We start from the raw sequence: 11,342 nt of genomic DNA, 5'->3' as shown, positions 1-11,342 counted from the left end.
ACAACTGTATCTGAACGAGTTTGTTTATAAGCTAAATCGCAGATATTTTGGTGAGAAAATCTTCGATAGACTAGTGATAGCAAGTATTACAGGAGTATGATTAAAAAAGGATATGCATATTATTTTTAAACATTTCTTCGCTTTCTTACTCCCAAATTGAAGGTAATTTATATCAATTAAGTGCTATCTAAAATCTTCTTACAGAAGAAGTCAAAAAATAATATCCAAAAATATTCTTGATAAAAAAGTGGTTTTCGTGGGAGAAGCAGAACATCACATTGGCTCGGATTTTTTAGCCAAAACACCATTTGTAAAATATTTATTTGAAAAAAGGATTATAAAGATATTGTTTTTGAAAGTGCTTTTTTCGGATTATATTTTGATCATAAAAAATAGAATACTTTCCCCATTGGTCAATGTCTAAACAATGCCAAGAATTATTTGAGTTTAGAGAAAAAAATGAAATAACTATTCGGGTTTTTGATAACCAAACACATTCCTATGATACTTATTACAATTTTGTAAATAAATAGAAACCTTTTTGAAAGAAAATGAAATTGCAAATGATAATAGCTTCAAAATGATAAATTAAAATCAAAACCACTATGGTATCAAATTTTTGAAAGGCTATATTCGATGCCAATACATTATTTTATAGCTGAACTTCTTTACAAGGATGGAAAATACTGTCAATCCAGTTATGAATTGTATAAATCCACTCCTTCTGGCATTGTCACCTTGGATGGTTCCGCAGGTGTTGCAGCCAATTATTTAAAATGAAAAGGCGCGAACATTCATCGAAAAAATCGGGGAAAACGATTTATACGATTACGCTTTAGCGCACTATTATGAAAGTTCAAAATCTAAAGAAAAAGCGATCGAACTATATGAAAAAATCATTGCCGTTGAAGTTCCACGACAGCACGTTTTTTTAAAGCTTCTTCAATACGTTTGAATGAATTAAAAAAAGATAAACCGCAGTTAATTTATGAAATAATATTTCCAACCGGAAAGCATGGAGCAAAATGGTTTTCGCAACGATGAAAAAAAACAGCACTACTGATTCAAAAAATAATTCTAAATTTATTGTTTATCAATAAATATTTATTATTTTTGAAACAATATTTCAAATAAATCAAATATGTCAAAAACAAACAACTTCGTATTTAAAGGCCTTACAATTGTAGCTTGGCTCATCTTTGTGGGTTTGTCCATTGAAGCCGGTGGCTTGATTGTAAATTTCTTGTTCAGTCTGTTTAAACCTGAAATTGTAGGAAATCTTTATCAAAAATTGGACTTGACCCAAATGTACAACCAAAGTAAAACTGCTTTCTTTGGAATCTATAGTTTTATAATCTTTATTTCCATTTTAAAAGCGATATTGTTCTACATCGTAATCCGACTCATGCACAAAATGGATTTAACAAAACCATTCGACACTTTTGTTTCCAACCAAATTTTGCTCATCAGTTATTACACTTTGTCCATTGGAGTCTTAAGTTTAATCGCTAGACAAACCGCTAAAAATTTAATGCATTACGGTTTTATCACCGACAGTTTAAACCCTTTTTGGGTCGACAGTCAGGCCTTTATTCTTATGGGAGCTGTGATTTATATCATTGCCACGATTTTCAAAAAAGGAGTAGACCTACAAAACGAAAATGATTTAACAGTATAGACTATGGCAATTATTGTAAATTTAGATGTCATGATGGCCAAACGAAAAATGTCACTCAACGAACTTTCCGATAAAGTGGGATTGACCTTATCGAACCTTTCCATTCTAAAAACCGGAAAAGCAAAAGCAATCAGGTTCAGTACTTTGGAGGCAATATGTGAAGTGTTAGCATGCCAACCCGGAGACATTTTAGAGTATGAAGTTGACGTACCAAAAAATACAACGCTATAAAATACTGCTCAAAAATAAAAATCGATTTTAAAAAACCGCAACTGTTTCTAAATAAAATAATTTTAAAACAGAGCTTTTACAGTTCATAAAAGTGTATTTTATACCGTATTTGATCCTCTTAGAATTTTAAACTTTTAAGTTTTTCTTATTCCTTTTTCTTAGAAAACATTGCTAAATTTGTTTGAAAATGATTCTCTATGAAATTTAACGTTGTATCGGATTACCAACCCAAAGGCGACCAACCACAAGCCATCAAAAAATTGGCTGGAGGCATTGAAACGGGCGAAAAATACCAAACGCTATTGGGTGTCACGGGTTCAGGGAAAACGTTTACTGTGGCCAATGTGATCCAAGAAGTGCAACGCCCAACCTTGGTTTTGGCACACAACAAGACCCTTGCCGCCCAGCTGTACTCCGAATTCAAACAGTTTTTTCCGAACAATGCGGTGGAATACTTTGTTTCCTATTACGACTATTACCAGCCTGAAGCATTCATGCCCGTTACCGGGGTTTTCATCGAAAAGGATTTATCCATCAACGAAGGGTTAGAGAAAATGCGTTTGAGTACAACCTCTTCCCTACTCTCGGGACGTCGTGATGTGTTGGTTGTGGCTTCCGTTTCGTGTTTGTACGGTATTGGAAATCCAGTGGAATTTCAGAAAAATGTGATTTCTTTAAATAAAGACCAAATTATTTCGAGAACAAAATTGTTGCAACAACTCGTGCAAAGTTTGTACTTTAGGACCGAAGCGGAGTTTACTCCCGGGACTTTTAGAATTAAAGGCGACACAGTAGAAATTTTTCCAAGTTATGGCGATGAACCTTTTCGGATTCATTTCTTTGGGGACGAAATTGAAGATATTGAAGCTTTTGACGCAAAAACTTCGTTGGTGGTTGAAAAATACAATACCCTGACGGTTTATCCTGCCAATATGTTTGTCACATCCCCCGATGTTTTGAACGGAGCGATTTGGGAAATTCAGCAAGATTTGGTAAAACAAGTGGATTATTTCAAGGAAATTGGAAAACATCTCGAAGCCAAACGACTCGAAGAACGTACAAATTTTGACCTAGAAATGATTCGGGAATTGGGATATTGTTCGGGGATTGAAAATTATTCGCGTTACCTCGACGGACGACTTCCAGGAACAAGACCGTTTTGTTTATTGGATTATTTCCCGAAAGATTTCTTGACAATTGTGGACGAAAGTCACGTGACGCTCTCGCAAGTCCATGCTATGTATGGCGGCGATAGAAGTCGGAAAGAAAACTTGGTGGAATATGGTTTTAGACTTCCCGCTGCAATGGACAACCGACCCTTGCGTTTTGAGGAATTTGAAGCCTTGCAAAACCAGACGATATATGTTTCGGCGACTCCAGCTGATTATGAATTGGAGAAATCGGGCGGCGTTTATGTAGAACAAATTATTAGACCAACGGGATTATTGGATCCAATTATTGAAATCCGACCGAGTTTGAACCAAATTGACGATTTAATTGAAGAGATTCAAGCACGAGCTGAAGTTGATGAACGGGTTTTAGTGACCACTTTAACCAAAAGAATGGCAGAAGAATTGGCTAAATACTTGACAAAAGTAGGCATTCGTTGTCGTTACATCCACTCGGAGGTGGACACTTTGGAGCGAATTGAAATCATGCAAGATTTGCGAAGAGGCATTTTTGATGTGTTGATTGGCGTGAATTTGTTGCGAGAAGGCTTGGATTTACCCGAAGTTTCGCTCGTTGCTATTTTGGATGCCGATAAGGAAGGTTTCCTGAGAAGCAATCGTTCATTGACGCAAACTGTTGGTCGTGCTGCTCGAAATTTGAATGGAAAAGCAATTATGTATGCCGACAAAATAACGGCGAGTATGCAAAAAACCATCGACGATACCGAATACCGAAGAGCAAAACAAATACAGTACAATACTGAAAACAATGTAATTCCGATGGCGTTGAACAAGAAAATTGAAAGTGCTTTTACGAAAAATCCATTGGTCGATTACGAGTTAGGAAACACAACGAATATTGCCGCAGAACCCGACACGACCTACATGACGAAGGACGCGATTGAAAAATTGATTCGAGAAAAACGCAAATCCATGGAAAAAGCGGCTAAAGAATTGGATTTTATGCAAGCAGCTAAATTAAGGGACGATATCAAAGCGCTACAGGAAAAAGTTTTGGTTTAATTTTGCTGTTCTTTAAACAGTGCATACACCTCATTTGGTTCGATAAACCGGTTTTTAGTTTTACTAATCAGTTCTAAAAAACGATGCGTTGCCGAAGGATTTAAACCCATTTCAATCGCAATTTGTTTGATAGCTGTCGCTTCTTTTTCGTGCAAAACACCGTCAATGTGCATCAACAAAGCCAAACGGTAAAACTGCTGGATGCGTTGATTTTCAGATTTAATAGGAATCACAAAATGCTCTTGGTGAAACAAATCCTTAAACTCCTGATCACTAACTCTTAACTCTTTGGCAATCAATGCTAAAAATTGATATTCGCGCTTGTGCAATTTCCCGTCCACTATCGAAAAAGCAATCATTTCGGCTAATAAATTAATCTTTGTCGCGTGCGTGTTCATTTAAATCCTATTTTTAGATAAAATATTTCTTTTTATTTAAAATTACAAATTTGTATCGCATGCAAAAGTTTTTTATTCTCTTTTTTTCGCTATTTATCACATCACACTTTTATGCTCAAGAAGCTACAGCTGCAAAAAATGTAAGTTCATTTGAAATTTTTGCGCCAGAATTAAACGTTCAAAAAAAAATCTGGGTTTATTTACCCCTAGATTATGATACTTCCGACAAAAAATATCCCGTGATGTACATGCACGATGCTCAAAATTTATTTGATAAAAAAACAGCTTTCGCTGGCGAATGGGAAGTGGATGAAACATTAAATAAAATGAATGCCCAAATCATCGTCATCGGAATTGAACACGGAAATGAAAAAAGACTCGACGAATTAACGCCTTTTAAAAACGAAAAATACGGCGGAGGAAACGGAGACAACTACCTGAATTTCATTATTAAAACTCTAAAACCAAAAGTCGATAGTGTGTACCGCACCAAATCAAATAAAAAAAATACCGCCATTTTCGGGAGTTCACTCGGTGGATTATTGTCGTTTTATGCGGTTGTAAAACATCCCGAAGTATTTGGGAAAGCAGGTGTTTTTTCTCCCTCATTTTGGTTCAACAACAAAATGTATACGTTGATGGAAAACGCCGAAAAAACAAAAGCACAAATCTATTTTCTGGCCGGCGACAAAGAAAGCGAAACAATGGTTGCTGATTTGAAAAAAATGCAAACCCTCCTCGACCGCAACCGTTGCGAATGCCTAAAGCTAACCAAAACAGTAATCATAGAAGGCGGCGAACACAATGAAAAACTGTGGAAAGAAAATTTTGCCAAAGCAGTACAATGGCTTTTTTAAACGCACACACCTATTTCTAATTTGGGCGTGCCCCTCCGTAACCCCGATAGCTATCGGGGCCGGGTCAGGCTGTCCGTTCCCGCTTCCCGATAAAAAATCGGGATGTGTCCCGATTTTTATCGAGAGAGCTCCACTTCCATCCTTCACGCTTGCTTCAAATACTCCAAAATCATTAAATGCTATCATTGCCTCGTTTTTACAGTACATCCGTACACGGAAGTGCTATAAAACGTATTAATTACAAAGTAAAGAGCTTCGAGGATTTAGAAATGAATGAACGGAGAGTTGGTACTTGTTAATGCTTCCCATTTTGTATCCCGAAATAAATTCGGACCCGAGTCCCGATAATTATCGGGGCGAACAAGCGAAGCAATGACAAATAAACCGCTTAACTTCTTTACATTGGGCTCGAGTGGGACGACGGCGGTAGCGGGGACATTTTTTAAAAAGTTTCTCCCAATTTTCTAAACATCGCTATCGTATTTAGGTAATTTATTCCTAACGCTATACAAGGTTCAGGAATTTTTATTTTGTTTTTCTGTTCTGGTCGGCTTACTTCCTGGGTAACAATTATACGAATTACGGGGTCAGCTAATGCAAACGAAACCAGAAAGGCATCGGCTTCGGATGCATCAAGAAATTCATTTAGTGCATTCGGTAAATAGTGATCGTTTTTTGAAATTGCCCAAGCTGAAACAATAGCGTATTGAGCAATCGCAGTTGAGGAATCAATAAAGAAATTTTCTGGCAAATTATTCTTGCACCAAACTTCTAATTCATCATTTTTATCATAAAGTTCATCCTTGACTTTATCAATACTAAATAAAAGCCCAGCATGTGCTAACTGCTTTACTTTATTCCAAAATCCGAGTGCAATGTCTAAAGGATAAATTGACCTGTGAGCTTGAATGAAAAAATTGCTATCAACTATAAATATCTCCATGTACTACAAGTTTTTAGCGAAGAATTTTTCGTACGTATCACCTTTCATGCTTGTCAATTTGTATGCGTCACGATACAAAAGTTGTCCACTTTTAACAGCTTGATTGACATGAGAAGCAAAAGTTATGCTAATCCTTTTTTTTGCTGTTGCATAAAAATTACCACCAGATGGCTGATCTTCTTTTTTAGAAAACTCTCTATTTTTATACTCCTCATAAAATTCAAAAAATTGTTTTTTAGTAATTTTTCCAGTATCTAAAGCTCTCCGGGCGATTACAATTTCACTGACTTTAAAATATCGAGATACTATTCTTATATCCTGAACCGTAGCCCAAATTTCATTAAAAGCATTTTCAGGCACAAGAAATTCTGCAGCTACTTGGTCACATAGCTTTTCAATCGGATCATCAGCTGGCTGTAATTTTCTAAAGTCAAAACCTGCGCTATGCCCAGTCCAAATATGTGCAAGTTCATGCACAATAGTAAACATTTGTGCAGCTTTACTATCAGCATTATTTATAAACATAAATGGTGCAATAGAATCAACTAGAACAAATCCTCTACACTCGTCGACTTTGATTGGTCTAGATGTATTATTTTCAACGACTCCATTGAATACAGTTATAATTCCGTTATCCTCTATTATATGGACTAAACGGTTTAATGTTTCTTCCCAATTTTTAAATTCGAGAGCCCAATTTTCATGCAAATTAAGAACCTTTCTAATGTCGGCAACTATTGCTTTGACATCGAAAGAATTATAATATTTACCAACAAAAGGTAATTTACTAAAGGAATTATCTTGTAAATACTCGCGCAACCAATCTTGTCTTTGCTGAATTAAAAGAATTGTATCATAAACATTTATACTTACTTTTTCAGTTTGCTTGCCATTACTTCTAAAAAAAGGTATTGGAAGTTTTTCAGTTGGAGGTTCATTCAGAAACAAATAGCCAAAAGGCAAATGCACTTTTTTAGAGAAAGTTTCTAATTGTTTAACTGTGGGTTTTTTAGTTCCTTCAAGCCAATCTTTTGTTTGAGGAACTTCAGCAATAAAATCTTGCAATTCATATCCTGCTCGGTCAATAGCCCAAGTAAGCATATTATTGTTTACATTTATATCTGTTTTCATCTTTGCAAATTTACAACTTTCTTTCTAATCTTTTTTTTCTGGAAAATATATTCTAGTGCTTTTCCGGTTTTCTTGAATCGTGATTTGCATAAGCCAAAACGTTCGATTATTAAAACGATGTTCCAGCTTCTATAATAAGATCCTGAAATAAATTCGGACCCGAGCCCCAATAATTATCGGGGCGAACAAGCGAAGCAAACACAAATAAACCGCTTCACTTTTTTACATTGGGCATGAGCGAGACGCTCGCGAGTGGCGAGTCGTGCTATACGTTCCCGCTTCCCGATGATCCGCCACGATGTCTTGTAAACAAAAAATGCTCCGATAATTCAGAGCATTTAGGCACAATACAGCAGGTTAGTATTTGTCTTTTTGAAAACCCCACTGGCGGAGTTCTTGTTTGTAGGTATCGGGATAATTTCCTTTTAGTACATTAATTAGGGCGTTCAAACCTTTTTTAATACTTATTTTAAGTTCATTCTTGCTGCCCACTTTTGTAGAGATGCCGCCGTCAAGTTCGCGGCCTTTCTCAACAAGATCCACATATTTAGTGTATACACCTGTCCAGTAAGCAAGTCCGTAGGTTTTGTCCTGAAAGTCGTTGCTTTCAATCGCTTCCAACATTAACTTTAGTGCATCTTGGCGGTTACTTTGATCAACGGGCATTGCATATTGCTTATCATAATAGACAATACCAAAGGCAGGATAGTAACTCAGCGAGTTATCTTTATCGTACTTTTCGGCGAGGTAGCCTTTTACATAAGACAAAGAACGGTCGATTTCTTTATTGAGCACCGTTAAGGCCTTGGTAATTTGAGGGCGGGTGGCACCAGAAGTTTGTCGGGCAGCCAATATGGCATTGTACGCTGCGGTTGCGGTGGCAAACTCTGCTGCAGTAGTCCACTTCAAGGTGAGCCATGGGTTGGCCGTCCAGTTGGTACTCGCGGAGGCCGCTACTTTTCCAAAATCGCTGTCGGCTTTTGGAATACTACTTTTTTTGTTTGGTTTTTTACCCCCGCCGTTGTTTGTTTCGTCTGTCATGATAATAAAGATTAAATTAATAATTATGATAAAATTAAAAAAATAATACAATATATCGTAATCATTTTGCCAAAAATACTAGAGTACCTTTGTTATTTATCAGCACCTGTAAGGTAGTACCCGCTGCAAGCCTTTCTCCCACCCTATCGGTACTACTTCCTGTAAGGACCAACACTCCTTTTCTTGCCTTATACGCCACGCTACACACGGAAGTGCTATTGTTGACCAGTTTTTATAGTACATCCGTACACGGAAGTGCTATTGTCGCCAAGTTTTTACAGTACATCCGTACTCGGAAGTGCTATTGTCGCCAAGTTTTTACAGTACATCCGTACACGGAAGTACTATTGTTGACTTGTTTTTATAGTACATCCGTACACGGAAGTGCTATTGTTGACAAGTTTTTATAGTACATCCGTACACGGAAGTGCTATTGTTGACTTGTTTTTACAGTACATCCGTATACGGAAGTGCTATTGTTGACTTGTTTTTATAGTACATCCGTACACGGAAGTGCTATTGTTGACAAGTTTTTATAGTACATCCGTACACGGAAGTGCTATAAAATGTTTTGATTGAAAAGTAATAGGCTTCGAGGATATAAATTAAGATTTGCGGATTAATGCCTAACAATAACTCCCGAGCTATATTTTACAAGACTTTTATGTAAGGAATCACTCAAAAGTTTTTTTCTAAAATCCTTGCCATTAGATGCTGTTTTCAGGTATAAGCAAAAAAATAAAATTGCTTTTAGTTCATACCAATAATACCCCTTTGTTTCTGAATAATTTTTTGAAATATACCGCTCAAGAAATATTTGAAACATTAGATTGATGCCGTCTTTTTTTACAATCTCAGCATTATAATTGGCCACTTTCAACATAAACCCTAGATTGTTTTTCTTCAAAATATAGTTTTCATCATTGTCTGCATACAAATCTGTATAACGCTCATTAATTGTTGACATGCTACTAAGTAACGCCAATTCTTTAAGCTCGGTTACAGTAATTTTCGTGTAATTATTGGTGGACATTGAGGTGGTTTTTGTTTTATAGATTACTTTTTTTTCATTCCTCTTACCTTGATTTAGTACGTTTTATTGACATCCCGATGTAGGAGGATCCGAGAGCTCTGCTCGAACTGGCAAAGCAATGACAAATAAACCGCTTAACTTTTTTACATTGGGCACGAGCGAGACGCTCGCGCTAGCAAGTGGAGGTTTATATTAAATTACATTAACCATTCAATACTATTATATTTTTCTTTCATTTTGTTCCAAAATCCGTTACTCCAATCCATAACCACAGCAGGTTGCCAATCTTCAGGAAACTCTTTTAAAATTGCATCAACCATTTTGCTGCCGTTACCCTTAATTGGGGAGTTTATGCCGAAAAAGTCAATCGTCTTATAGTTTGTATCGTAAAGAATTTCAATTCCAATAGCGGTATGGTGGTTCATATAAGTAATAGGAACTTTTGGTCTATTGGGATAATTCTCGCTCGAAGCAGAAAGTGAATCGTTGGATATTCTTATAAATTTTAAAAAATCGAGCTCTGCAAGGTTCTTTGCCATAGTCACAATTTCCACCGGCAATTCTTTTACTTTGGAAATTACCCAAACTTGTTTTCCGTTGTTGTTATAAATCAAAAATTCCTTTTCAAATTCTTTTCTTTTCATCTGTAGATATTTATTGTTTTTTATCGGTCATATGTAATTCGCATATATCTTCATAGGGATTTGCATCGCATTTCCGTAATGCTCATTTCATATTTAGATATTTACGATTTGTTCTTGGTCTCCAGCTAGCTATCGTAAGTAATTACCCATTTTATCATCCCGACGAAGGAGGATCCGAGAGCTCTGCTCGAACTGGCGAAGCAATCTCTTATATTAGCTCTACTTTGCTAAGATTCTTCCTTCGTCAGAATGACAAATAAACCGTTTAACTTTTTTATATTGGGCACGAGCGAGACGCTCGCGCCAGCTGGGGCGCTTGACGACAGACGTTTATTTATTTTCATCCAAACTATTACTATTAATATTTTTAATATATTCTGAAAGCGATAAATTTTCCGAGAGTCGGAATATAGCTTCTTGCAATCTTTTTTGTGACGAAGCAAATGAATCTTTTATTATACTTTTCTCTTCTTCAATCATTTCCTTTGAAACTGGTATTTCAACTAGTTTAAAAGCCATTGATAACTTGTTGGTTAATATTATTTTTCTCTTTTGACTAATTCGCTGCTTAAATTCTTGTTTTAGCCAATCATTCAAATATGATTCATTTTCTGAGATTGCTCCAAAATCTGTATCGCGTGTTACAATAATTATATGTTTTCCCGTAATTTCAGCACATTTTATTATCCATTCCCAATTAATAGAATCTCCTATAGAATTGTCATCATTTTTCCTGGGTGGATAACCTAAAACAAATCTCTTTTTTGCTAAATTTCTTATTGAAAATCGAATTTTGTTGTCACGATTTAAATTAATGGCTGATTTATTTGTAAATATTTTTTGCAATGATTTGTAAACAGGATCAAACTGATTTGGATTTTTTAGAATTCTTTCAATCTGCACTTTTAGTTTTTGCTGCTGATTTTCAACCTCTTCTTTTGCTTTTTTAAGCATTTTTAAAGCTTGAGCATCTGTCAGAATTGCTGGTACACTTAAATTAATATTACTTTTTTTTGTGACCTCAGTTATCGATTCAAGAATTGCTACTTGACGATTTTTTTTATACTCCATTTCTATTTGACTTGAAGTTATAATTATGTCTTTATGTTTCACAATCTCGTCAAGATACTTCAATGAAATATCTGTTCTTCTGATTCTGTAAAAATCCAAAAAAATATTTGTGTCAATAAATAT

General features: G+C 35.8%; 12 protein-coding genes and 1 pseudogene. 6 read left to right on the top strand and 7 right to left on the bottom strand.

Features of this window, described 5'->3' with window-relative positions; all coding sequences use genetic code 11:
• From ACIQ2X_RS09120 to uvrB, 5 genes and pseudogenes are all read left to right on the top strand, one after another.
• Positions 1-100, top strand: a pseudogene (locus tag ACIQ2X_RS09120) (IS1595 family transposase); the annotation flags it as partial.
• Between the two features lie 536 nt (positions 101-636).
• Positions 637-780, top strand: a complete 144-nt coding sequence (locus tag ACIQ2X_RS09115; protein ID WP_396178620.1) for a hypothetical protein — start codon at positions 637-639, stop codon at positions 778-780.
• A gap of 361 nt (positions 781-1,141) precedes the next feature.
• On the top strand, positions 1,142-1,678 hold the full coding sequence (locus ACIQ2X_RS09110) for a DUF2975 domain-containing protein (protein ID WP_396178619.1): 537 nt from the start codon (positions 1,142-1,144) through the stop codon (positions 1,676-1,678).
• A 3-nt stretch (positions 1,679-1,681) separates the two neighbouring features.
• A complete protein-coding gene (locus ACIQ2X_RS09105; protein WP_396178618.1) occupies positions 1,682-1,909 on the top strand; it encodes a helix-turn-helix domain-containing protein in 228 nt (75 codons plus the stop codon).
• A gap of 197 nt (positions 1,910-2,106) precedes the next feature.
• Entirely contained in the window at positions 2,107-4,101 is a 1,995-nt protein-coding gene (gene uvrB / locus ACIQ2X_RS09100) for an excinuclease ABC subunit UvrB (RefSeq protein WP_396178617.1), read from the top strand.
• Here the strand turns inward: uvrB and ACIQ2X_RS09095 are convergent.
• On the bottom strand, positions 4,098-4,499 hold the full coding sequence (locus ACIQ2X_RS09095; protein ID WP_396178616.1) for an excinuclease ABC subunit B: 402 nt from the start codon (positions 4,497-4,499) through the stop codon (positions 4,098-4,100). The two genes, uvrB and ACIQ2X_RS09095, sit on opposite strands and share 4 nt — an antisense overlap.
• 59 nt (positions 4,500-4,558) lie before the next feature.
• Here ACIQ2X_RS09095 and ACIQ2X_RS09090 point away from each other — a divergent pair, with 59 nt between their 5' ends.
• Positions 4,559-5,356 carry an alpha/beta hydrolase gene (locus tag ACIQ2X_RS09090; protein WP_396178615.1) on the top strand — a complete coding sequence of 266 codons (798 nt, stop codon included), beginning with the start codon at positions 4,559-4,561 and terminating at the stop codon, positions 5,354-5,356.
• A 442-nt stretch (positions 5,357-5,798) separates the two neighbouring features.
• Here the strand turns inward: ACIQ2X_RS09090 and ACIQ2X_RS09085 are convergent, their stop codons facing one another.
• The 6 genes from ACIQ2X_RS09085 to ACIQ2X_RS09060 form a co-directional block, all read right to left on the bottom strand.
• On the bottom strand, positions 5,799-6,299 hold the full coding sequence (locus ACIQ2X_RS09085) for a DUF4411 family protein (protein WP_396178614.1): 501 nt from the start codon (positions 6,297-6,299) through the stop codon (positions 5,799-5,801).
• 3 nt (positions 6,300-6,302) lie between these two features.
• Positions 6,303-7,430, bottom strand: a complete 1,128-nt coding sequence (locus ACIQ2X_RS09080) for an ImmA/IrrE family metallo-endopeptidase (protein ID WP_396178613.1) — start codon at positions 7,428-7,430, stop codon at positions 6,303-6,305.
• 357 nt (positions 7,431-7,787) lie between these two features.
• Positions 7,788-8,471 carry a hypothetical protein gene (locus ACIQ2X_RS09075; RefSeq protein WP_396178612.1) on the bottom strand — a complete coding sequence of 228 codons (684 nt, stop codon included), beginning with the start codon at positions 8,469-8,471 and terminating at the stop codon, positions 7,788-7,790.
• A gap of 619 nt (positions 8,472-9,090) precedes the next feature.
• Positions 9,091-9,504, bottom strand: a complete 414-nt coding sequence (locus tag ACIQ2X_RS09070; protein ID WP_396178611.1) for a hypothetical protein — start codon at positions 9,502-9,504, stop codon at positions 9,091-9,093.
• Between the two features lie 197 nt (positions 9,505-9,701).
• Positions 9,702-10,148 carry a hypothetical protein gene (locus ACIQ2X_RS09065; RefSeq protein ID WP_396178610.1) on the bottom strand — a complete coding sequence of 149 codons (447 nt, stop codon included), beginning with the start codon at positions 10,146-10,148 and terminating at the stop codon, positions 9,702-9,704.
• A 330-nt stretch (positions 10,149-10,478) separates the two neighbouring features.
• A partial coding sequence (locus ACIQ2X_RS09060) for a PIN domain-containing protein (protein WP_396178609.1) occupies positions 10,479-11,342 on the bottom strand: 864 nt, incomplete at its 5' end.

This window comes from Flavobacterium sp., assembly GCF_044368625.1.
In the GTDB taxonomy this organism is placed as follows: domain Bacteria; phylum Bacteroidota; class Bacteroidia; order Flavobacteriales; family Flavobacteriaceae; genus Flavobacterium.
This window is presented reverse-complemented; position numbering and strand designations above follow the sequence as displayed.